The following is a 23,000-nucleotide window of genomic DNA, read 5'->3' as shown; positions in this document are numbered from 1 at the left end:
ACCGCGCCGCCCGGCGGCACGAGCCGCGACCATTGCGCGACCCAGCGCGACGGCTCGGCCTGGGCGACGTGGCCGCCCGCGGCGGTCATGACGGATGCGTTCATGCGGTCGATCAGTTGTACGACAGGCCCATCGCGTCGCGCACGTCGCGCATCGTTTCCGTCGCGTACTTGCGCGCCTTGTCGCAACCGTCCGCGACGATCGCGCGCAGCAGCGACGGATCGTCCATGTACTTCTGTGCGCGTTCGAGCATCGGCTGCTGTTCACGCAGAATGCCTTCGACGACCGGCTGCTTGCAGTCGAGACAGCCGATGCCTGCCGAGCGGCAGCCCTTCTGCACCCAGTCGTGCGTCGCTTCGTCGGTATAGACCTGGTGCAGCTGCCACACCGGGCACTTGTCGGGATCGCCCGGATCGGTGCGGCGCACACGCGCGGGATCGGTCGGCATCGTGCGGACCTTCTTCGTGATCGTCTCGGCGTCTTCACGCAGGCCGATCGTGTTGCCGTACGACTTGGACATCTTCTGGCCGTCCAGGCCCGGCATCCGCGATGCTTCGGTCAGGAGCGCCTGCGGCTCGACCAGGATGATCTTGCGCGCGCCTTCGAGATAGCCGAACAGGCGCTCGCGGTCGCTCATCGACAGGCTCTGCGATTCCTGCAGCATCGCGCGCGCCTGTTCGAGCGCCTCGTCGTCGCCCTCCTGCTGATACGCGTTGCGCAGCTCGTGATAGAGCTTCGCGCGCTTACCGCCGAGTTTCTTCGCGGCGTCGAGCGCCTTTTCCTCGAAGCCCGGCTCGCGACCATACAGGTAGTTGAAGCGGCGCGCGATCTCGCGCGTCATCTCGACGTGCGGCACCTGGTCTTCACCGACCGGCACGAGCGAGCCGCGATACAGCAGGATGTCGGCCGCCATCAGCACCGGGTAGCCGAGGAAGCCGTAGGTCGACAGATCCTTGTCCTTCAGCTTCTCCATCTGCTCCTTGTAGGTCGGCACGCGTTCGAGCCAGCCAAGCGGCGTGCTCATGCCGAGCAGCAGCGCGAGTTCCGCATGCTCGGGCACCTTGCTCTGGATGAACAGCGTGGCCTGCGCCGGATCGATGCCGGACGCGAGCCAGTCGATCAGCACGTCCCATACGTTCTTCTCGATGACCTCGGGAGTCTCGTAATGCGTCGTCAACGCATGCCAGTCGACGACGCAGAAGAAGCACGGGTACTCGGACTGCAGTTTCACCCAGTTTTTCAGCACGCCGTGGTAGTGACCGAGGTGCAGCGACCCGGTGGGTCGCATGCCGGAGAAAATACGTTCAGGGAACATGATTGTCGTTAGAGAAGCGAGGCGAATGGGGACAGGATGGCGCTCAGGACGGCGTAGCCGACGTTGACGAGCGGGCGCAGCCAGAAGTTCGTCAGCACGCCCGTCATGACCAGCACGAGGACGATGATGAAACCGTACGGCTCGATCCGCGACAGCGCGATCGATTGCTTCGTCGGCAGCAGCGCCGCCAGGATGCGGCCGCCGTCGAGCGGCGGCAGCGGGAACAGGTTCAGCACGCCGAGCACGAGGTTCGCGCTGACGCCGGCAAACGCCATCCGCGTGAAGAACGGCTCGTCGATGCCGACGGCGGGCAGCACGAGGGTCAGCAGGCCCCAGATCAGCGCCTGCACGAAGTTGCAGGCCGGGCCCGCAAGCGAGACCCACAGGCTGCCCCAGCGCGGATTGCGCAGGTTGCCGAACGACACCGGCACCGGCTTCGCATAGCCGAACAGGAACGCGCCGCCCGTCAGGAAGTACATCGCGAGCGGGATCGCGATCGTGCCGAGCGGATCGATGTGGCGCATCGGATTGAACGACACGCGCCCCATCATGTAGGCGGTATTGTCGCCGAGCAGGCGCGCGGCGTAGCCGTGCGCGGCCTCGTGCAACGTGATCGCGAAGATCACGGGCAGTGCGTAGACGGCGATGGTCTGTATCAGGGAAGCATCCATATCGCGTTATTGTAACAAGCGCACTCGCGCAAAAAATGGAACGGCGCGCTTACGCCGCCGATAGCCCGAACGGTTCGAGCGCGCCGCGCCCCGCGCGCACGAGCTCGGGCTCCTCGCCGGTCAGGTCGATCACTGTCGACGGCTCGCGCGGGCATGCGCCGCCGTCGATCACGAGGTCGACCTGTTTCTCGAGCCGCTCGCGGATTTCTTCGGGATCGTTGAGCGGCTCGTCGTCCGGCGGCAGGATCAGCGTCGTGCCGAGCAGCGGCTGGCCGAGCGATTCCAGCAACGCGAGCGTGATCGCGTGATCGGGCACGCGCAGCCCGATCGTCTTGCGCGACGGGTGCGACAGCCGGCGCGGCACCTCCTTCGTCGCCTGCAGGATGAACACGTACGGGCCGGGTGTCACCGACTTGATCTGACGGTACTGGCGGTTATCGACCATCGCGAAGTTGGCGAGCTCCGACAGGTCGCGCACGAGCAGCGACAGGTGCTGCTTCTCGTCGAGGCCGCGAATCCGGCGCACGCGCTCGACCGCGTCCTTGTCGTCGAGATGGCACGCGAGCGCATAGCTCGAATCGGTCGGCATCGCGATCACGCCGCCCTTGCTGACGATTTCCACGGCCTGCTTGATCAGGCGCGGCTGCGGATTATCCGGGTGAATCCTGAAGAACTGGGACATGGGGAGTCGTAAAGGGGGAAAAGTCGGATGCGCGCGCCGGCGGCAACGCGGACGGCAGGCCGCCGCCCGGTGTCAGAGCCAGCGCTCCCAGACCGGTGTCAGGTCGGGCGGCAACGGCGGCAGGCTGCCGAGCTCGACACGGCCCTCGCCTGGCGCATGGAAATCCGAGCCGCGCGACGCTTCGAAGCCGAAGCGGCGGGCGACGTCCGCGTATTCGCGGTACTGGTCGGGGGTGTGGCTGCCCGTGACGACCTCGATCGCACGGCCGCCCAGATCGATGAACTCGCCGAAGAACGCGTCGAATTCGACGGGCGTGTAACGGTAGCGGCCCGGATGCGCGACCACGGCCTCGCCGCCGGCCGCCCGAATCCACGCGACAGCGTCGGGCAGCGTCGCCCAGCGGTGCGGGACGAACCCGGGCTTGCCGTCGCCGAGCATGCGATCGAACACATCGGACGTCGACGTGGCGTGACCGTTCTCGACGAGAAAGCGGGCGAAGTGCGTGCGCGAAATCAGGTCGGGATTCGACACGTACTTCAGCGCGCCTTCGTACGCACCGGGAATGCCGAGCGTGGCGAGCTGCTCGCCGATCGCCACCGCGCGTGCCGCGCGGCCATGGCGCGTGCGGTACAGGCCGTCGACGAGCACCTGGTTCGCGGGATCGACATTCAGGCCGACGATGTGCACGGTGCGCGACGCCCACGTGACCGAAATCTCGACGCCGCTCAGGTAGCGCATGCCGAGCGCTTCCGCTTCGCTACGCGCCGCTGCCTGGCCGCCGATCTCGTCGTGGTCGGTCAGCGCCCACAGGGTCACGCCGCCGGCATGGGCGCGGCGCGCGACGTCGGCAGGCGACAGCAACCCGTCGGAAACATTCGAATGGCAGTGGAGATCGGCGTTCATTGTAGGCATGGCAGGTAAGGCTTCATTCTACTGCAACGCGGCAATGCGCCGCCCGCCTGCCCCGCCGCTGCCGCCGCGCGCTTACGCGCAGAACGCCTCGATCAGCGCCGCGATCTGCTCGGGCTGGTCGTGATGCACCATGTGGCCGGCATCCTCGACGAGCTTCTCGCGCCAGTCAGGGAATGCGTTGAAACGCGCCTTGAATTCCGACAGCGGGATGTCGCCGGCGATGTGGGCCAGCGTCGGCGAATTGACGGCCTCGACGTGCAGCACCTTCGCGCGCACCTGCGCCCAGGTAGCCATCACTTCGTCGAGCCGGTACAGCAGCGGGCCCGGCATCTTGTGTGCAGGGTCGGCCAGCAGGTGGTAGAGGCCGTCGTCGCCGCGCTTCGACCAGTGCGTGGCGAGGAACGCCGCACGGCGCGGATCGAGCCGCGGATTGGTCTTGGTCAGGCGCGCCGCGACGGCGTCGAGCGACGCATAAGGGCGCAGCGCGGGTGGTTCGCGCAACTCGTCCAGCCAGCCGCGCAGCCGGCGCGGCGCCTGCTCGGCCCGCGCGGGCGCGAGCCCGAAACCCTCGAGATCGACCACGCGCCGCACGCGCTCCGGCCGCGCGCCGGCATACAGGCACACGACGTTCGCGCCCATGCTGTGCCCGACCAGGTTGACTTCGCCGGTCGGCGCATAGTGGTCGATGAGCGCATCGAGGTCGCCCAGGTACTCGTGGAACCAGTAGTGACCGCCGCCCTGACGAGCGACCGGCCAGTCGGACAGCCCGAAACCGCGCGCATCGGGCGCGATCACCTGCCAGTCGCCCGCGAGCGCATCGACGACGAACTGGAACGACGCCGCGACGTCCATCCAGCCGTGCAGCATGAACAGCGTCGGCGCATCGGGCCGGCCCCAGCGCCGGACATGCAGCTGGACGCCGCGCACCGTGACGAAATCGGAAACAGAACTCGAGGCACTCATTGCAGCCGCCAAAAAAAGAATGATCGTTCGATTATAGCGGCGACGCCCTCTTTCCGGCGTCTGGCAATCGAGGTGCCGCTCTAGCAACACCCGCACGCAACGGGCCATGAGGGAGCGCCAAGCGCCGGGCCGACGGAACGGCTGGCGGCAATCGAAACGCGACCGAACGCGAGCCGGCTAGCGTGGCGCGTTGCCGTCCACCACGTCCTGCGCGGCCAGTTCGTCGAGTTCGGCCTGCTCGAATCCGGCATCGCGGCGTGCATCGAAATTGAACGGGCCACGCAGCCGCGGCGCGTGGTATTGCTCGGCGAGGCGCCGGTAGGTCGGCACGGGATCGCGGCCGGCTTCGTCGCACAGATGCCGGAACCAGCGGTTGCCGATCGCGACATGGCCGATTTCGTCGCGCAGGATCACGTCGAGGATCGCGGCCGACGCATCGTCGCCCGCCTGCACGAGCCGCGCGCGGATCGGCGGCGATGCATCGAGCCCGCGGGCCTCGAGCGTGCGCGGCACGAGCGCCATGCGCGCCAGCACGTCGCCCTTGGTCCGTTCGCACATGTCCCACAGACCGTTGTGCGCGGGAAAATCTCCGTACGCATGCCCGAATGCCGCCAGGCGGTCGGACAGCAGCGTGAAGTGATAGGCCTCCTCGGCCGCGACCTTCAGCCAGTCCGCGTAGAACGGGGCCGGCAGGCCCGTGAAGCGCCAGACCGCGTCGAGCGCCAGGTTGATCGCATTGAACTCGATATGGGCCAGCGCGTGCAGCAGCACGGCGCGCCCTGCGGGCGAACGCATGCTGCGCCGCTCGAGCTGGCGCGGCTCGACGAGCGGCGGACGCGCCGGGCGCCCGGGCAGATCGGCCGGCTCGGGCAACTCGAGCGACGGGGCGATCGCCGCCTGCCCGGCCAGCAGCGCATCGTAGAGCGCGCGCACCTGGACAGCCTTGGCCACGGGTTCGGCGTCGCGCAGCGCGGCAAGCGCGGCGCGGCGCACGCAGGCAGGCGCATTGCCGAAAGAAGAAGACTCCATGCTCATAAACGGGGACACCCTGCGTGCGCATCGCGGGAGCGTACGCACGCGACGGTTTACAATAGGCGATTGTTCCGCGGCGCATGCGAATGCGCCGGGCAAGCCAGACGCGCCATTCTACCGGCGCCCTTCATCGAAGAGACAAGGAGACTCCGTGACGATCTACAAGCTGGGCGATACGGCCCCGACGATCCACGAAAGCGTATTCGTCGCCGATACGGCGGCCATCATCGGCAAGGTCGTGCTCGAGGAGAATGCGAGCGTCTGGTTCGGCGCGACGATTCGCGGCGACAACGAGACGATCACCGTCGGTGCGGGCAGCAACGTCCAGGAAGGCGCGGTCCTGCATACGGACCCCGGCTTTCCGCTGACGATTGCCGAAAACGTGACGATCGGGCACCAGGCCATGCTGCACGGCTGCACGATCGGCGAGGGTTCGCTGGTCGGTATCCAGGCGGTGGTCTTGAATGGAGCGGTGATTGGCCGCAACTGTCTGGTTGGTGCCGGCGCGGTCGTGACGGAAGGCAAGACGTTCCCGGACAACTCGCTGATTCTCGGCGCACCGGCGAAAGTCGTGCGCGAGCTGTCGGCGGAAGACATTGCGCGGCTGCGCACGAACGCGCAGACGTACGTCGAGCGGCGTGCGCATTTCAAGGAGCAACTCGTGCGGATCGGGTGATTCGCACGGATTTCAAGGAAGAAGAGTGAGCGACCAGTTACAGAAATTCATGTTCAATGCGGCGCCCGTGCGCGGCGAGATCGTTTCGCTGCGCAATACGTGGCAGGAAGTGCTCTCCCGCCGCGACTACCCAGCCCCCGTGCGCACGGTGCTCGGCGAGATGATGGCCGCGTGCGCGCTGCTGTCCGCGAACCTGAAATTCAACGGCACCCTGATCATGCAGATCTTCGGCGACGGGCCGGTCCAGATGCTGGTCGTCCAGTGCGGTTCGGATCTGTCGATGCGGGCCACCGCGAAGTTTGCCGGCGATGCCGCCCAGACGATCGGCGACGACACGAGCTTCGCGTCGCTCGTCAACGCGAGCGGCCACGGCCGCTGCGTGATCACGCTCGACCCGGCCGACAAGCTGCCGGGCCAGCAGCCGTACCAGGGCATCGTGCCGCTGAACGGTGTCGACGGCCCGCACGAATCCGTCTCGCAGGTGCTCGAGCACTACATGCATCACTCGGAGCAGCTCGACACGCGGATGTGGCTCGCGGCCGATCGCGACCGCGCGGTCGGCATGCTGCTGCAGAAGCTGCCGGGCGACGGCGGCATCGTGCCGCGTAACGCCGAAACCGATATCGATACGTGGGAGCGTGTCTGCACGCTCGGCGGCACGCTGTCCGCGAAGGAACTGCTCGAAGTCGAACCGGAAGTCGTGTTCCGCCGGCTGTTCTGGCAGGAAAACGTGCAGCACTTCGAACCGGCCGGCACGCGCTTCCAGTGCTCGTGCTCGCGCGAGAAGGTCGGTGCGATGCTGCGCATGCTCGGCCGTGAAGAAGTCGACAGCGTGATCGTCGAGCGCGGCCACGTCGAGATCCATTGCGAGTTCTGCAATCAGCGCTATGAATTCGATCCGGTCGACGTCGCGCAGCTGTTCGCGGCACCCGGCGTCGAGACGGGCATCGCGCCCGCGACCGAGCAGCGTCACTGAGCAGTGGCCCGATGCCCGCCTTCCGGGCACGGGCGCATAATGACGCACGAGCGTCGCACGCACGGCTCCGGCGCCGAAGTCACGCACTTCGGCGCAAGCCGCTTCCCGTCGTCGGCGTGCTGCAGGAGAAACACATGAATCGCCCGCTTCATCGACCGTTTCATCGACCGTTCCGCACCCTCGTCCTGACGAGCGTTGCCGCCGGCACGCTCGTACTCGCCGGCTGCGCGATGCCGCCGCCGACGTCCACGATCCTGAGCCGCCTGCCCGAACCCGGTGCATCGGGCGGCCAGCCGCCCGCGCTGTCGAGCGCCGAACGCAAACGCTATGACGAGATCGACCAGCAGGTGCTGCGCGAACAGAACAGCGCGATCGCAGCCGAGGCCGCCGCGCGCGCGTGGGCCTATTACTCGCCGCCGCCGGTGACGGTCTATGGCGGGTATTACGGCGGATGGGGCAATCGCTGGGGCTCGGGCATCAGCTACGGCTACCCGGGATGGTGGTGGTGAGCGTGCATCGCTCGGCCGATTGACTACCAGCAGGAAATAAAAAAGCGCGGCATTTCCCGCGCTTTTTCAATGGATTCGAGCCATCGCGCTCAGTGATGCGCGGCCTTGCCCTTGTCGCCGCCATGATGCCGCGACGGCCTCGCGATCGACTGCGGATTCGGCACGACACGCACCGGTGCCGCGGATACGGCACCGCGCGTCGACGTATTCGACGGCGTGTTGTTCAGCGGTGCAGCAGGCGCATTCGGCGACACGAACTGCACGAATACCTCGCCGTCCTTCACCATGCCCATCTCGTAACGCGCGCGCTCTTCGATGGCCGCGGTGCCGCTCTGCAGATCCTGCACTTCGCCTGCAGTGCGCTCGTTGCGCAGCTTCTCGTCTGCGTTCTTCTGGAGCTGGTCGTCGAGCTGCTGACGCAATTCATGCACCCGCAGCCAGCCGCCGTGTCCCCACCATAGGGGGTACTGAATGAGCGCCAGCAAGGCAATCAGGACGACAGTGACAAGCCGCATTTAAGAACCGCAGATATAAGAAGCGCCGCTCCGCGCACGTGCACAGAGCGGCGTCGATATGACGAACCCGATAGTAGCGCGTTAGCGCAGGTTATAGAAAGCCGATTTACCCGGGTAGCTTGCGATGTCGCCGAGATCTTCCTCGATACGCAGCAGCTGGTTGTACTTCGAGATACGGTCGCTGCGCGACAGCGAACCCGTCTTGATCTGACCGGCGTTCAGGCCGACCGCGATATCCGCGATCGTCGAATCTTCCGTTTCGCCCGAGCGGTGCGAGATCACGGCCGTGTAGCCTGCGCGCTTCGCCATTTCGATTGCCGCGAACGTTTCGGTCAGCGTACCGATCTGGTTGATCTTGATGAGGATCGAGTTCGCGATGCCCTTCTCGATGCCTTCCTTCAGGATGCGCGTGTTCGTGACGAACAGGTCGTCGCCGACCAGCTGCACCTTCTTGCCGAGGCGATCGGTCAGCAGCTTCCAGCCTTCCCAGTCGCTTTCGTGCATGCCGTCCTCGATCGACACGATCGGGAACTTGTCGGCGAGCGTCGCGAGGTAGTCGGTGAACTCGGCCGACGACAGTTGCAGGCCTTCGCCCGCGAGCTGGTACTTGCCGTCGTGGTAGAACTCCGATGCCGCGCAGTCGAGCGCGAGCAGCACGTCTTCGCCCGCACGGTAGCCGGCCTTCTCGATTGCCTGCAGGATCGTCGACAGGCACTCGTCGTTGCTGCCGAAGTTCGGCGCGAAGCCGCCTTCGTCGCCGACTGCCGTGCTCATGCCGCGGTCGCTCAGGATCTTCTTCAGTGCGTGGAACACTTCCGCGCCGCAACGCAGGGCTTCACGGAACGTCGGCTGGCTCACCGGGACGATCATGAATTCCTGGATATCGAGGCTGTTGTTCGCGTGCGCGCCGCCGTTGACGATGTTCATCATCGGCACCGGCAGTTGCATGGCACCCGAACCGCCGAAGTAGCGGTACAGCGGCAGGCCTGCCTCTTCGGCGGCTGCCTTCGCGACGGCCATCGACACGGCCAGCATCGCGTTCGCGCCGAGACGCGACTTGTTGTCGGTGCCGTCCAGCTCGAGCAGCGTCTTGTCGAGGAACGCCTGTTCCGACGCGTCGAGGCCCATGATGGCTTCGGAGATTTCGGTGTTGATATGCTCGACTGCCTTCAGCACGCCCTTGCCGTTGTAGCGGCCGGCTTCGCCGTCACGCAGTTCGATCGCTTCACGCGAGCCGGTGGACGCGCCCGACGGCACCGCCGCGCGGCCCATCGTGCCCGATTCGAGCAGCACGTCGCATTCGACGGTGGGGTTGCCGCGCGAATCCAGAATCTCGCGGCCGATGATATCTACGATTGCACTCATGGGTTTCCTCTGAGAATGACGATGGATTCTTCAAACTGCGACGGCGCACGCGCCTGAACCGCTTTCGCTACAGACGCGCGAAGCCGTCGCAAGGTTCATTCGATCTTTAATTGAAATCGTTTTCCAGGAACGGATTGCGCTTCACCGCCTGGTCGAGCGTGACGAGGGTCTCCAGCAGCGCACCCATCCGGTTCAGCGGCACCGCGTTCGGGCCATCCGACTTTGCTTCGGCCGGATTCGGGTGCGTTTCCATGAAGAGGCCCGCGACGCCCGTCGCGACCGCCGCACGTGCGAGCACCGGCACGAATTCGCGCTGGCCGCCCGAACTCGTACCCTGCCCGCCCGGCAGCTGCACCGAGTGGGTCGCGTCGAACACGACCGGCGCGCTCGTCTCGCGCATGATCGCGAGCGAACGCATGTCCGACACCAGATTGTTGTAGCCGAACGAGACACCGCGCTCGCACGCCATGAAGCGGTCTTCCGACAGCCCCGCTTCACGGGCCGCTTCGCGCGCCTTGTCGATCACGTTCTTCATGTCGTGCGGCGCGAGGAACTGGCCCTTCTTGATGTTGACGGGCTTGCCCGAGCGCGCGCACGCATGGATGAAATCGGTCTGGCGGCACAGGAACGCCGGCGTCTGCAGCACGTCGACGACCGACGCGACCTGCTCGATCTCTTCGATCGAATGCACGTCGGTCAGCACCGGCAGGCCGAGCTGGCGCTTCACCTCGGACAGGATCCGCAGGCCCTCGTCCATTCCAAGGCCACGAAACGACTTGCCCGAGCTGCGGTTCGCCTTGTCGTAGGACGACTTGTAGATGAACGGAATGTTCAGCTTCGCGCAGATCTCCTTCAGGCGGCCCGCCGTGTCGATCGTCATTTGCTCCGATTCGACGACGCAGGTACCCGCGATCAGGAAGAAAGGCTTGTCGAGACCGACCTCGAAATCGCACAGCTTCATGCTTACACTCCGCGCGCTTGCTTGTTGGCAAGCGCAGCTTCGACGAACGACTTGAAGAGGGGATGACCGTCACGCGGCGTGGACGTGAATTCCGGGTGGAACTGGACGCCGACGAACCACGGGTGCATCGAACGCGGCAACTCCATCATTTCCGGCAGATCCTCGCTCGGGGTACGGGCGCTGATGATAAGGCCGCCGGCTTCGAGCTGGGGCACGAAGCGGTTATTGACTTCATAACGGTGGCGATGGCGCTCGTTCACGTCCTTGCCATAGATCTCTTCCGCCATCGTGCCCGGCTTGATCGGGCAGCGCTGCGAACCCAGGCGCATCGTGCCGCCGAGATCGGATTCCTCGGTGCGCGTCTCGACCTTGCCGTCGCGGTCGTACCACTCGGTGATCAGCGCGACCACGCGTTCCGGCGTGTCCGGCTCGAATTCCGTGCTGTTCGCCTGCTTCAGGCCGACGACGTCGCGCGCGAACTCGATCACCGCGAGCTGCATGCCGAGGCAGATGCCGAGATACGGCACCTTGGCTTCGCGCGCATAGCGGATCGCCGCAATCTTGCCTTCCGTGCCGCGACGGCCGAAACCGCCCGGCACCAGCACGGCGTCGAGGTGCTTCAGGCTGTCGACACCGTTCGTCTCGATCTCTTCCGAGTCGATGTATTCGATGTTGACCTTGGTCGACGTGTGCAGCGATGCGTGGCGCAGCGCCTCGATCAGCGACTTGTACGACTCGGTCAGGTCGACATACTTGCCGACCATGCCGATCGTCACTTCGTGCTTCGGGTTCTCGAGCTTCTCGACGAGCTCCGACCACATGGTCAGGTCGGCGTCCTTCGGCGACAGCTTCAGCTCTTCGCAGATGATGCGGTCGAGGCCCTGGTCGTGCAGCATCTGCGGAATCTTGTAGATGCTGTCGGCGTCCCACACCGAGATCACGGCGTCTTCCGGCACGTTCGAGAACATCGAGATCTTCTTCGATTCGTCGTCCGGAATGCGGCGGTCCGCACGGCACAGCAGCACGTGCGGCAGGATGCCGATCTCGCGCAGCTTCTGCACGCTGTGCTGGGTCGGCTTCGTCTTCAGTTCGCCAGCCGTCGCGACGTACGGCACCAGCGTCAGGTGCACGAAGCACGCGCTGTTGCGGCCGAGGCGCAGGCTCATCTGGCGCGCGGCTTCCAGGAACGGCAGCGACTCGATGTCGCCGACCGTGCCGCCGATCTCGACGATCGCGACATCCGGCTCACCGCAGGTGGCCGACGCGGCCCCGCGCTCGATGAACGCCTGGATTTCGTTCGTGATGTGCGGAATGACCTGCACGGTCTTGCCGAGATAGTCGCCGCGGCGTTCCTTGCGGATCACCGATTCGTAGATCTGGCCGGTCGTGAAGTTGTTGGCCTTGCGCATCTTCGTGCTGATGAAGCGCTCATAGTGGCCGAGGTCGAGGTCCGTCTCCGCTCCATCTTCCGTCACGAACACTTCGCCGTGCTGGAACGGGCTCATCGTGCCGGGGTCGACGTTGATGTAGGGATCGAGTTTGAGGAGGGTGACTTTCAGACCGCGCGATTCGAGGATCGCGGCGAGGGAAGCGGCGGCAATACCCTTGCCAAGGGAAGAAACTACGCCGCCGGTGACGAAAACATATTTGGTCATCGCTGGATGCTCGCGGGAAAAACGGATTATACCGTAAAGCCCACCTTTCTCTCAGCAATTGACTCGATGATCGCGCCCTTTCGTGCCGACCCGCACCAGCCGTGCGCGCCCGGGCGAAGCCGCCCGCCGGCCGTTGCAACCGTGCGTGCCGGAGGCAGCGCCCCGGCCGCCAGACCCTGCGTCAGGCGCGCTTCGCGAGCGGGGTGACGCCCTGCGACACATCGCCCTCCACCGCCTTCAGTGAATTCAGCATCCGCTGCAATGCGCGGGCGGTTTCGAGCGGCCGCTCCATCGGGAACAGGTGGCTGCCTTCCAGCCATTCGACGCGGCCGCGCGCCGCGCGACGCGTCGCATCGAGCCCGACCTGGCGCACCTCGCGCGAACGCGTGCCGGCGAGAAAGCCGAGCGGCACCGGCGCGCCGTGCGCGAGCCGCGGGCCGAGCGTGTGCGGCAGCGTCCGGTAGATCAGGTATTCGACCTGCCGGTCGAACGCGAGCGAGCGCTCGCCGTCGGCGCCGGCCTGCGGAATCCCGTAGTCGATGTAGTCGGCGAGCATCCGTTCGTCCCAGCGCGCGAATGCCGGTTTCTCGCGGAAGTGCCGCCAGACTTCGTCGCGGCTCACCCAGCGCGTGCGCCGGTTGCGCGTCGCGGCGGCCGGCGACAGCCGCTCGTCGAGCCCCGCCCACTGACTCGCGCGCAATGCGCCGGCACGCCAGCCCGCGATGATCGGCGAATCGATCATCACGACGCCGCGCACCCATTGCGGCTTCTTCAGCGCGGCCATCAGCGACAGGTAGCCGCCGAGCGAATGGCCGACGAGCCAGACGGGACGTTCATAGCGGCTGCCGATGTCGTCGAGCAGTTGCTCGACGAGATGCGGCCAGTCGCGCGTCACCGGGTAGCGGCGGTCGTGGCCGATCCGTTCGATGTAGCGCAGCTCGTAGTCGTCGGCCAGCTCGGCGAAGATCGTGCGGTACGTCGACGCCGGAAAGCCGTTCGCATGCGAGAAGTGGAGGATGTCCTTCAAACGCCGATGTCTCCTTTGTCGACCGGAGTTAGTGCTTTAGCGCTTACTCCGGTCTTATGCTTCGCGTTCTGCCGGGCTCACGCTTCGGCATTGTGCGCGGATCCCGGGCCTTGTTTCCTGATACGCAGGCTCTCGCCGCGCTCATCGATCCATCCAGTACCGTCGCCGAACGTCGCGATGACGCTCGAAGGCAAACCCGCCGTTAGCCGGCGCGACGTCGAACCGCACGGCGCCGTCGCGATCGGTGCGCGGCAGCGGGATCCCGCGCGCCTCGTAACGGGCGAGAACCGTCCGGTGCGGATGTCCGAATCGATTGCGATAGCCTACAGGAAATACTGCAACGCGCGGCCCGACCGAATCGAGGAAAGGCTCGACCGACGACGTGCGGCTGCCGTGGTGCGGGACGACCAGGATCTGTGCGGCCAGCGCGTCGCGCGCCGCGTCCACGAGCCGGCGTTCGCCGCGCGCGTCGACGTCACCCGTCAGCAGCGCGGACGTCTCGCCCGCGTCGATGCGCAGCACGCACGACTGCCCGTTCGACGAGCCCGTGCCCGGGCCGCCCTGCGGCCACAGCATCGTGAACGTGACGCCGTCCCAGGTCCAGCGCTGCCCGGCCGCGCACGGCAGTTGATCGGTGACGCCGGCGGCGGCCGCATCGCGCCACAGCCGGCTGCCCGGCGCAATGCCGGCCAGCAGCTGACGCACGTCGGCAACGGCATAGACGGCCGATGCGCCGCCCGCGTGATCGGCATCCGCGTGACTGAGCACGAGCGAATCGATCACCGCGATGCCGCGTGCACGCAACGCCGGCGCGACGATCCGTGCGCCGGCGTGGGTCGACTCCGCACCCGGCCCGGCATCGAACAGCAAGGTTCGCCGCGCGGTCTCCACCAGCACCGACACGCCCTGCCCGACGTCAAGAACGGTCAGCCGGAACCCGCCCGGCGGCGGCGCATCGGCAGCCGGCGCGACGAGCGGCAGCCACGTGAGCGGGGCAGCCCAGCGCAACGGCCAGCCGCGCGGCATCAACACCCATGCGACGCCCACGCAGGCCAGCACCAGCATCGGCCAGTCGGGCATGCGCAGCCAGAACACGCCGGCCGGCCAGTCGGCAAGGTGCCCGAGCAACGTCATCATCGGTTCGAGCGCCGCGTGCGCAAGCCGGAACGCATACGCATCGAGCGGCGCAGGCAACACAATGCCGGCCAGCACGACCGGCGTCACGACCGAACTGACCCACGGAATCGCGAACGCATTGCCGAACGGGCCCGACAGGGAAATTTGCGCGAACCATGCGGCCGTCAGCGGCGCGAGACCGATCGTCACCGCGTACTGCACGCGCGTGGCCTCGGCGATACGGCGTCCGGCGCGTGCACCCCACGCGCGCAACCGGCTCGACAGGCCGGCCGTGCCGTCGCCCTCCTCGCCCTCCGCATCGGCCTCACGCGCGGCACGCCAGCCGGCGACGGCCAGCAGGATCACGACAACCGCCCCGAACGACAGCCAGAACCCGGCCGACAGCACGGCCCACGGATCGGCAAGCAGCACGCCACCGAGCGCCACGCACAGCACCGCGGAAGCCGGTACGCTGCGCCCGGCCAGGTACGCGATGCCGCCGGCCGCGATCATCCACCACGCGCGCTGCGCCGGCACGTTGAAGCCGGCGAGCGCCGCGTAGCCGGCCGCGGCCGCCAGCGCGGCGAGCGCTGCCGCGTACGGTGCCGGCAACACCAGCGTCGCGGCCCGTGCGCGCCAGCGCAGGCGGCGCCAGACCAACGATACGAGCCCGCCTGCGATCGCACCGACGAGCCCGACATGCAGGCCCGAGATTGCGACCAGATGGCTCGTACCCGTGCTGCGCAGCACGCGCCAGTCGTCATCGCCGATGCCCGACTGATCGCCGATCGCGAGCGCGGCGACGATGCCGCGATGGCCGGCGTCGCTGCCGAGCGTCGCGCCGATACGCGAGCGCAGCGCGTCGCGCAGCCGATCGATCGATGCACGCCATCCCGATGCGCGCGCATCGAGCATTTCCGCCCGCCGGGGCGCGCTGACATAACCGATCGCGCGAATGCCGGCGGCCAGCCACGCCGCCTCGCTGTCGCGCACACCCGGATTGGCCTCGGCATGCGGGCGCTTCAGTCGCACGACGAATCGCCAGCGCTGCGCAGCGCGCAAATCAGGCAGTGGATCGCGTGTCGCCGATGCGCCATATGCGCGCCACGACAGCCGGATCAACGGCGGAAAGCGGGCCAGCCCCGCATCGTTCGACTCGACCGCGAACAGCAACCGCGCGCCTGTCTCGTCGACCACGGGCAGCCCCCGGATCACGCCGGTGACGACGATGTCGCGCCCTTCCCACTCGACGGGCAGGTTGTCGCCCAGCCGCCATTCGGCCCGCGCGGCTGCATAGCCAAACCCGACGACACAGGCCGCGAGCGCGCACAGCATCCATCCGAGCGCGGCGGTCGTACGCGTGCGCCGGCCACACATGCTCCACGTGCCGAGCACCACGCAGCCGGCGAGCACGGCTGCACCGATCGTCCATGCGAGCGCACCCGGCAGCGCCGCCTGCCGCTGCAGTACGACCACGCCGAGCGCGAACGCGATCCACCACACGCGCATCGCCCCTCCTCGTCGACCCGGCACCGCCCTTGAGCATACGGCGCCTTCCGGCAACGATTATGCGGACGAAAGTGCGAGTCGCGGCAACGCGGCGAGCGCGTTAGCCGAAGTGCATAGGGACACTGCGCCGGCGTCGATCCCGCGCAGTTCGGCAAGCACGTCGCCGATGCGCGGCACCTGGTCGGGTGTGTTGCGGGATTTGTACGCCCATTCGGGCGCGATGTCGGGCGCGTCCGTCTCGACGACGATCGCCTCGAGCGGCAACTGCGCCGCGAGCCGGCGGATCTGCAGCGCGCGCGTGAAGGTCACGTTGCCGCCGAAGCCGAGATGCAGCCCGTGCGCGAGATATGCTTCGGCCTGCTGGAAACTGCCGTTGAACGCATGCGCGATGCCGCGCCGCACGCCGAAACGGCGCAGCCCGGCGAGCACGCGATCCTGCGACTTGCGCACGTGGCACAGCACGGGCAAGTCGAATTCGCGCGCGAGCTTGAGTTGCCCCTGGTAGAAGAATTGCTGCCGGTCTTCGTCGAGCCCCGGCACGAAATAGTCGAGCCCGATCTCGCCGATCGCGACGAAGCGCGGATCGTCGAGGCTCGCCTCGATCTCCATGCGCAGCAGGTCGAGATCCTCGTCGCGCGCGCGTGGCGTATACATCGGATGGATGCCGAGCGCGTAGACCGCGCCCGGCGTGTGCTGCGCGAGTTCGCGCACCGTCGTGAAGTTGTCGCGCCCGACGCTCGGGATCACGATGCGCGACACGCCGGCCGCGCGCGCCGCGTGCGCGACCGCGTCGCGGTCGGCGTCGAACTCGGCGGCATCGAGATGGCAGTGCGTATCGATCCACATGGCGGCAGTCCTGCGCCCTGGCGCCGCGCCGGGGCAACCCCGGCAGCAGGCCAAGCGCGTTCGCTTCTTACACCGGCAGCGCCGGCTCCTCGTGCAGCACGCCGTCGCGCAACCGCATGATGCGGTCGCAGCGCGCGGCGAGATCGGGATCGTGCGTGACGATCACGAAGCTCGTTTCGAGCGTCTCGGACAGCTCGAGCATCAGGTTGAACACCGTATCGGCCGTCGTGCCGTCGAGGTTGCCGGTCGGCTCGTCGGCGAGCACGCATGCGGGCTTCGTGACCAGCGCGCGCGCAATCGCGACGCGTTGTCGTTCGCCGCCCGACAGCTCGCCCGGCCGGTGCTTCGCACGCGGGCCGAGACCGACGCGCTCGAGCATTGTCTGCGCCTGCTCGCGCGCGTCCTCGGTCGTCATCCGGCGAATGCGCAGCGGCATCGCGACGTTGTCGAGCGCGGTGAACTCGGGCAGCAGGTGATGGAACTGGTAGACGAAGCCGAGCGCTCGGTTGCGCAGTTCGTTGCGCTCGCGCTCGGCGAGTTGCGTGAACGGCTTGCCGAGCAGCGACACCTCGCCCGCGCTCGGCTCGTCGAGCCCGCCCAGCACGTGCAGCAGCGTGCTCTTGCCGGAACCCGACGCACCGACGACCGCGAGCTTCTCGCCGCGCCGCACCGTCAGCTCGGTATTGTTGAGCACCTGCACGTTGAAGCCGCCCTGCACGAAAGCCTTCGTGACCCCGCGCGCCTGAAGCACGTATTCCTGCATACCTGCCGAATCCTGTCTGTTGTGTTGTCGTGAATCCGCGAATGCGGTCGCGCGATCATTCATAGCGGAGCGCCTCCGCCGGCTTCACCTTCGCGCCGCGCCAGCTCGGATAGAGCGTCGCGATCGCCGACAGCGCGAATGCGATCAGCCCGATCCGGATCACGTCGCTCGCGACGAGTTCGGACGGCAGCTCACTGATGAAGTACACGGACGGCGGCAGGAACTGCACGCCGAACAGGTGCTCGATCATCGGGATCAGCCACGGGATGCTCCACGCGATCAGGCAGCCGAGCGCGACGCCCGACGCCGTGCCGACGAAGCCGATCGTCACGCCCTGCACGACGAAGATCTTCATGATCGATCCCGGCTGCGCGCCGAGCGTGCGCAGGATCGCAATGTCGGCCTGCTTGTTGGTCACGGTCATCACGAGCGACGACACGAGATTGAACGCGGCCACCGCGATGATCAGCGTGAGGATGATGAACATCATCCGCTTCTCGATCTGCACGGCCGAGAACCACGTCTTGTTCTGCTGGGTCCAGTCGCGGATGTACAGGCTGCCCGACAGCGTGTGCGACAGCTCGACCGCCACATCCGGCGCCTTCTGCATGTCCTTCAGCCGCAGCCGCACGCCGGTCGGCGCCGACATCCGGAACAGCGCCTCGGCGTCGCGGATGTTGATCATCGCGAGCGTGCTGTCGTATTCATAGTGCCCGGACTCGAACACGCCGACGACCGTGAACTGCTTCAGCCGCGGCATCATGCCGGCCGGCGTGATCGATCCTTCCGGCGCGACCAGCGTGACCTTGTCGCCGACCGTCACGCCGAGGTTGCCCGCGAGCGCATCGCCGAGCACGATGCCGAACTGGCCCGGCACGAGCGCGCCGAGCTGGCCCGCCTTCATGTCCTTGCCGATGTCCGACACCTGCGGCTCGAGCGTCGGTTCGACGCCGCGCAGCATCACGCCGCTCACCGCGTCCTGGCGGGTAAGCAGCGCCTGCGCATCGACGTACGGCGCCGCGCCGATCACCGACGGATTGCGGCGTGCTTCCTGCGCGGTCAGTTGCCAGTCGGGCATCGACCCCGTCGGCGAGAACACCTCGACGTGCGCGAGCACCGACAGCATGCGGTCGCGCACTTCTTTCTGGAAGCCGTTCATCACCGACAGCACGACGATCAGCGCCGCGACGCCGAGCGCGATCCCGAGCATCGACACGAGCGCGATGAAGGAAATGAAGCCGTTACCGGTCGTGCGTTTGCCGGCGCGCGTGTAGCGCCAGCCGATCTGCCATTCGTACGGAAGTTTCAAGCGAATCCTTTCTGCTGGTTACGGCGGGGAGGCGCCCCGCGGCCGGACCGCCGCCCGGTGGCGGCCACCGGCCCGGGCACGGTCGAAAAACGGCCGCCGGACGCGAACGGGCCGTCAGCCGGCCCGATCACGCGCGCAGTTTGCCATACAATGCGCACCATCATGCACGACCGACGCCTCCATTTTCTCGTTCCGTTCGCGCTGCCGTCGGCGGCCGATGCGGCCTCGTCCCTGCACACGCTGGACAGCCCCGCGCTCGAAAAGTTGCTCGCCCGCGCCAGCCTCGTCGAGCGCGTGACCGGCGAGGACTTCCAGCGCACGCTGCCGCACGAGCGCTGGCTGGCCCGCCAGTTCGGCGCAACCCAGGGCAACGCCGCGGACGAGGCGCCGCTCGCGCCCTACATGCTGCTGGCCGACGGCGGCGACCCCGGCGCGCACGCGTGGGCGTTCGTCGCTCCGGTCCTTCTCTCCTTGTTCTCCTTTTTTCTGTTTCTCTTGTCTCCGGCGGCCCTCGCGCTCAATGACGGCGACGCAGCCGCGCTGCTCGCGGTCGCGCGGCCGCTGATCGAAGAGCTCGGCGTCCGGCTCGAGGCGCCGAACCCGTCACGCTGGTACCTGTCGAGCGAGCAGCTCGCCCGCCTCGCCGGCGCCGCGCCGCTGCGCGCGAGCGGCCGCAACATCGAGATCTGGCTGCCGCACGAGGCCCATACGGGCGAGCGCTCGCGGATGTGGATGAAACTGCAGAACGAAGTGCAGATGGCGTGGTTCCAGCATCCGGTCAACGAGGCCCGCGAGGCACGTGGCCTGCCGACCGTCAATTCGATCTGGTTCCATGCGCAAGGCACGCTGAAGCCGGTCGGCAAGCCGTTCGCGCGCGTGCTGTCCGCGTCACCTGCGGCGCTCGGCCTCGCGCGCGCCGCGCAAGCCAACGCCGGCGCGCCGCCTGCCGCGTTCGGCACGCTGCCCGCCGCCGATGGCGCGACGCTGGTCGAACTGCCGGCGCTGACCACCCCGTTCATCGAGCAGGACTGGGCGCGCTGGCACGACGGACTCGCCGTGCTCGAGCGCGACTGGTTCGCGCCGGCCCTCGCCGCGCTGCGGAACGGCGAGCTCGCGAGCGTCGATTTCACGCTGTGCGGCGACACGAGCTCCGTGACGCTGCACGCGACGCGCGGCGACCTGCGCAAGTTCTGGCGCCGCCGTGCGCTTGCCTCCCTGTTCGAATAACAAGCAGACCCCGTATGACCCGGATCGTTACCCGCCCCGTCGCGCCCGCCGACGCCGAAGTGCTCGCGCGCCACGGCCTGCATCCCGTCCTTGCGCGCCTGTACGCGTCGCGCGGCGTGCAGTCCCCCGCCGACATCGAGACCGCGCTCGCGCGGCTCGTTCCGCCCACCGAGCTGAAAGGCTGCGCCGACGCGGCTTCGTTGCTCGCCGACGCGATCGCCGACAAGCGCCGCCTGCTGGTCGTCGCCGACTACGACTGCGACGGCGCGACCGCCTGCGCGGTCGCGGTGCGCGGCCTGCGGATGTTCGGCGCGCAGATCGACTACCTGGTGCCGAACCGTTTCGAATACGGCTACGGCCTCACGCCCGAGATCGTCGAACTCGCCGCCGCGCGCAAGCCCGACCTGCTGATCACCGTTGACAACGGGATTGCGAGCGTCACGGGCGTCGAAGCCGCGAATGCACGCGGCATCGACGTGCTCGTGACCGATCACCACCTGCCCGGCGACGCGCTGCCCGCCGCGCGCGCGATCGTCAACCCGAACCAGCCCGGCTGCGCGTTCCCGAGCAAGCACCTCGCCGGCGTCGGCGTGATGTTCTATGTGCTGCTCGCGCTGCGCGCCGAGCTGCGCCGCCGCGGCGCGTTCGCGAGCAAGGAAGCCGAGCCGCGCCTCGACGGCCTGCTCGACCTCGTTGCGCTCGGCACCGTCGCCGACGTCGTGCGGCTCGACGGCAACAATCGCGTGCTCGTCGCACAGGGGCTGCAGCGCATCCGCAACGGCCGCATGCAGCCGGGCATCGCCGCGCTGTTCCGCGCGGCCGCACGCGAAGCGCGCACGGCGTCGGGCTTCGACCTCGGCTTCGGCCTCGGCCCGCGCCTGAACGCCGCCGGGCGGCTCTCCGACATGTCGCTCGGCATCGAGTGCCTGATCACCGACGACATCGGCCGCGCGTGGGATCTCGCGCAGCAACTCGACGTGATGAACCGCGAACGCCGCGAGATCGAGGCCGGCATGCAGCAGCAAGCGCTCGCCGATCTCGCCGACGTCGACCCGGCCGACGCATGCACGATCACCCTCTTCAACCCCGAGTGGCACCAGGGCGTGATCGGCATCGTCGCCGGCCGGCTCAAGGAAAAATTCCACCGTCCGTCGTTCACGTTCGCGCACGCCGACGATGAAGGCAAACGGGTCAAGGGCTCGGGCCGCTCGATTCCCGGCTTCCACCTGCGCGACGCGCTCGACCTCGTGTCGAAACGCGAACCGGACCTGATCGTCGCGTTCGGCGGCCACGCGATGGCGGCCGGCCTCACGCTCGACACCGAGAACGTGCCGCGCTTCGCGGCTGCATTCGAGGCCGTCGCGCGCGAATGGCTGTCCGACGACGCGCTGGCCCGCGTGATCGAGACCGACGGCGAACTCGAGGACGCGTACTTCACGCCGCAATTCGTCGGGCTGCTCGACGAGGCCGTCTGGGGGCAAGGTTTTCCGGCCCCGCTTTTCTCGGGCGAGTTCGACGTCGTGTCGCAATCGCTCGTGAAGGAAAAACATCTGAAGCTGCAGCTGGCGCGCGGCCGCCAGCGCTTCAACGCGATCTGGTTCAACCACACGGAGCCGCTGCCGGAGAGCGCGCTGGTCGCATACCGCCTCGTCGCCGACACGTGGAACGGCGTCACGCGCGTCCAGCTGATCGTCGAACACGCGGCCGGCTGAGCGCGGGCCGCCCGGCCTGCGCAGCCCGCCAAGGCATGCACGCCGCGCCGGACGGGGCCGCGGCGCGCGTGCGAGCACCGTTTGCGTCACCGGGCAACCCCGCCGATCGGCTATAATTCCGCTTTTTTACGAAGCAAGAATAGCGAACGATCATGGAAGCGGAACGTCTCAACGCGATCGAAAGCTCCCTGCTCGACCTGCGCACCCGCGCGGGCGAGCTTCGGGGGTATCTTTGACTACGACGCCAAAGCTGCGCGTCTGACCGAAGTCAACAAGGAACTCGAAGACCCGAACGTCTGGAACGATTCGAAGAACGCCCAGGCGCTCGGTCGCGAGAAGAAGCTGCTCGAGGGCGTCGTCACGACGCTGACGGCGCTCGATAGCGACCTGCGCGACGCGCTCGACCTGTTCGAGCTGGCCCGCGAGGAAGGCGACGAGGACACCCTCGTCGCGTCGGAAGAAGACGCCGCGAAGCTCGCGTCGCGCGTCGGCGACATCGAGTTCCGCCGGATGTTCTCGAACCCGGCCGACCCGAACAACTGCTTCATCGACATCCAGGCCGGCGCCGGCGGCACCGAGGCGTGCGACTGGGCATCGATGCTGCTGCGCCAGTACCTGCGCTACTGCGAACGCAAGGGCTTCAAGGCCGAAGTGCTCGAAGAGTCTGACGGCGACGTCGCCGGCATCAAGAACGCGACGGTCAAGGTCTCGGGCGAATACGCATACGGCTTCCTGCGCACCGAAACGGGCATCCACCGCCTCGTGCGCAAGTCGCCGTTCGACTCGTCGGGCGGCCGCCACACGTCGTTCTCGTCGGTGTTCGTGTATCCGGAAATCGACGACTCGATCGAAGTCGAGATCAACCCGGCCGACCTGCGCATCGACACGTACCGCGCATCGGGCGCGGGCGGTCAGCACATCAACAAGACCGACTCCGCGGTGCGGATCACGCACATGCCGACCGGTATCGTCGTGCAGTGCCAGAACGACCGCTCGCAGCACCGCAACCGCGCCGAAGCGATGGCGATGCTGAAATCGCGCCTGTACGAAGTTGAAATGCGCAAGCGCCAGGCCGAACAGGACAAGCTCGAATCGAGCAAGACCGATGTGGGCTGGGGCCACCAGATCCGTTCGTACGTGCTCGACCAGAGCCGCGTGAAGGACCTGCGCACGAACGTCGAAATGAGCAACACGCGCGCCGTCCTCGACGGCGACCTCGACGACTTCATCAGCGCGAGCCTCAAACAGGGCGTGTAAGC

21 protein-coding genes and 1 pseudogene are annotated in these 23,000 nt (G+C 67.4%); 6 read left to right on the top strand and 16 right to left on the bottom strand.

All coding sequences use genetic code 11. From position 1 onward, the window contains the following. The 7 genes and pseudogenes from G3O00_RS44130 to G3O00_RS15355 form a co-directional block, all read right to left on the bottom strand. Window positions 1-104: pseudogene (locus tag G3O00_RS44130) on the bottom strand (SAM-dependent methyltransferase); the annotation flags it as partial. Window positions 105-112: 8 nt separating this feature from the next. Beyond that, window positions 113-1,315, bottom strand: a complete 1,203-nt coding sequence (locus tag G3O00_RS15380; RefSeq protein WP_011352534.1) for a tryptophan--tRNA ligase — start codon at window positions 1,313-1,315, stop codon at window positions 113-115. Between the two features lie 8 nt (window positions 1,316-1,323). Next, window positions 1,324-1,986: a site-2 protease family protein gene (locus tag G3O00_RS15375; protein ID WP_206143480.1), complete on the bottom strand. Its 663-nt coding sequence runs from the start codon at window positions 1,984-1,986 to the stop codon at window positions 1,324-1,326. A gap of 49 nt (window positions 1,987-2,035) precedes the next feature. Further along, window positions 2,036-2,668: an L-threonylcarbamoyladenylate synthase gene (locus tag G3O00_RS15370; protein WP_174933594.1), complete on the bottom strand. Its 633-nt coding sequence runs from the start codon at window positions 2,666-2,668 to the stop codon at window positions 2,036-2,038. A gap of 72 nt (window positions 2,669-2,740) precedes the next feature. After that, entirely contained in the window at window positions 2,741-3,571 is an 831-nt protein-coding gene (locus G3O00_RS15365) for a 3',5'-nucleoside bisphosphate phosphatase (protein WP_041493101.1), read from the bottom strand. 81 nt (window positions 3,572-3,652) lie between these two features. Next, on the bottom strand, window positions 3,653-4,543 hold the full coding sequence (locus G3O00_RS15360; protein WP_206143479.1) for an alpha/beta hydrolase: 891 nt from the start codon (window positions 4,541-4,543) through the stop codon (window positions 3,653-3,655). A gap of 177 nt (window positions 4,544-4,720) precedes the next feature. Further along, a complete protein-coding gene (locus G3O00_RS15355) occupies window positions 4,721-5,578 on the bottom strand; it encodes a ferritin-like domain-containing protein (protein WP_206143478.1) in 858 nt (285 codons plus the stop codon). Between the two features lie 148 nt (window positions 5,579-5,726). Between G3O00_RS15355 and G3O00_RS15350 the strand changes: the two genes are divergently transcribed. From G3O00_RS15350 to G3O00_RS15340, 3 genes are all read left to right on the top strand, one after another. Continuing rightward, on the top strand, window positions 5,727-6,251 hold the full coding sequence (locus tag G3O00_RS15350; protein ID WP_011352540.1) for a gamma carbonic anhydrase family protein: 525 nt from the start codon (window positions 5,727-5,729) through the stop codon (window positions 6,249-6,251). A 25-nt stretch (window positions 6,252-6,276) separates the two neighbouring features. Beyond that, window positions 6,277-7,227: an Hsp33 family molecular chaperone HslO gene (gene hslO, locus G3O00_RS15345; protein ID WP_206143477.1), complete on the top strand. Its 951-nt coding sequence runs from the start codon at window positions 6,277-6,279 to the stop codon at window positions 7,225-7,227. 134 nt (window positions 7,228-7,361) lie between these two features. Continuing rightward, window positions 7,362-7,736 (top strand): hypothetical protein, encoded by a 375-nt coding sequence (locus tag G3O00_RS15340; RefSeq protein ID WP_174933587.1) that lies wholly within the window; start codon window positions 7,362-7,364, stop codon window positions 7,734-7,736. Window positions 7,737-7,825: 89 nt separating this feature from the next. Here the strand turns inward: G3O00_RS15340 and ftsB are convergent, their stop codons facing one another. The 9 genes from ftsB to G3O00_RS15295 form a co-directional block, all read right to left on the bottom strand. Further along, window positions 7,826-8,251 carry a cell division protein FtsB gene (ftsB, locus tag G3O00_RS15335; protein WP_011352543.1) on the bottom strand — a complete coding sequence of 142 codons (426 nt, stop codon included), beginning with the start codon at window positions 8,249-8,251 and terminating at the stop codon, window positions 7,826-7,828. 81 nt (window positions 8,252-8,332) lie between these two features. Next, on the bottom strand, window positions 8,333-9,616 hold the full coding sequence (eno, locus tag G3O00_RS15330; protein ID WP_011352544.1) for a phosphopyruvate hydratase: 1,284 nt from the start codon (window positions 9,614-9,616) through the stop codon (window positions 8,333-8,335). 106 nt (window positions 9,617-9,722) lie between these two features. Continuing rightward, the gene (kdsA, locus tag G3O00_RS15325; protein ID WP_069248344.1) at window positions 9,723-10,577 is read right to left on the bottom strand and encodes a 3-deoxy-8-phosphooctulonate synthase; all 855 of its coding nucleotides are present in this window, start codon (window positions 10,575-10,577) and stop codon (window positions 9,723-9,725) included. Window positions 10,578-10,579: 2 nt separating this feature from the next. Continuing rightward, a complete protein-coding gene (locus G3O00_RS15320; RefSeq protein WP_089431257.1) occupies window positions 10,580-12,232 on the bottom strand; it encodes a CTP synthase in 1,653 nt (550 codons plus the stop codon). Between the two features lie 181 nt (window positions 12,233-12,413). Further along, window positions 12,414-13,259 (bottom strand): alpha/beta hydrolase, encoded by an 846-nt coding sequence (locus tag G3O00_RS15315; RefSeq protein ID WP_011352547.1) that lies wholly within the window; start codon window positions 13,257-13,259, stop codon window positions 12,414-12,416. 141 nt (window positions 13,260-13,400) lie between these two features. Beyond that, on the bottom strand, window positions 13,401-15,884 hold the full coding sequence (locus tag G3O00_RS15310; RefSeq protein ID WP_206143476.1) for a DNA internalization-related competence protein ComEC/Rec2: 2,484 nt from the start codon (window positions 15,882-15,884) through the stop codon (window positions 13,401-13,403). Between the two features lie 57 nt (window positions 15,885-15,941). Further along, window positions 15,942-16,730 carry a TatD family hydrolase gene (locus G3O00_RS15305; RefSeq protein ID WP_174933582.1) on the bottom strand — a complete coding sequence of 263 codons (789 nt, stop codon included), beginning with the start codon at window positions 16,728-16,730 and terminating at the stop codon, window positions 15,942-15,944. 67 nt (window positions 16,731-16,797) lie between these two features. Beyond that, window positions 16,798-17,493, bottom strand: a complete 696-nt coding sequence (gene lolD, locus G3O00_RS15300; protein WP_041492889.1) for a lipoprotein-releasing ABC transporter ATP-binding protein LolD — start codon at window positions 17,491-17,493, stop codon at window positions 16,798-16,800. Window positions 17,494-17,548: 55 nt separating this feature from the next. Then, window positions 17,549-18,802: a lipoprotein-releasing ABC transporter permease subunit gene (locus G3O00_RS15295; RefSeq protein WP_011352551.1), complete on the bottom strand. Its 1,254-nt coding sequence runs from the start codon at window positions 18,800-18,802 to the stop codon at window positions 17,549-17,551. Between the two features lie 150 nt (window positions 18,803-18,952). On the opposite strand from G3O00_RS15295, the gene G3O00_RS15290 reads away from it, so the two are divergent. From G3O00_RS15290 to prfB, 3 genes are all read left to right on the top strand, one after another. After that, window positions 18,953-20,029, top strand: coding sequence for a regulator (locus tag G3O00_RS15290; protein ID WP_206143475.1), 1,077 nt, complete (start codon window positions 18,953-18,955; stop codon window positions 20,027-20,029). 14 nt (window positions 20,030-20,043) lie between these two features. After that, window positions 20,044-21,741, top strand: a complete 1,698-nt coding sequence (gene recJ / locus G3O00_RS15285; RefSeq protein WP_089445937.1) for a single-stranded-DNA-specific exonuclease RecJ — start codon at window positions 20,044-20,046, stop codon at window positions 21,739-21,741. 152 nt (window positions 21,742-21,893) lie between these two features. After that, window positions 21,894-22,998 (top strand): peptide chain release factor 2 gene (gene prfB, locus G3O00_RS15280; protein ID WP_157687188.1). Its coding sequence is split into 2 segments (ribosomal slippage): window positions 21,894-21,974 and window positions 21,976-22,998, totalling 1,104 coding nucleotides; the frame shifts between segments, so codons are not numbered across the junction. Window positions 22,999-23,000 lie beyond the last annotated feature (2 nt).

The sequence above is a fragment of the Burkholderia sp. Ac-20384 genome (assembly GCF_017104605.1).
GTDB lineage: Bacteria > Pseudomonadota > Gammaproteobacteria > Burkholderiales > Burkholderiaceae > Burkholderia > Burkholderia lata.
Note: the sequence above shows the minus strand (reverse complement) of the source record. Positions and strands in the feature narration are given on the sequence as shown.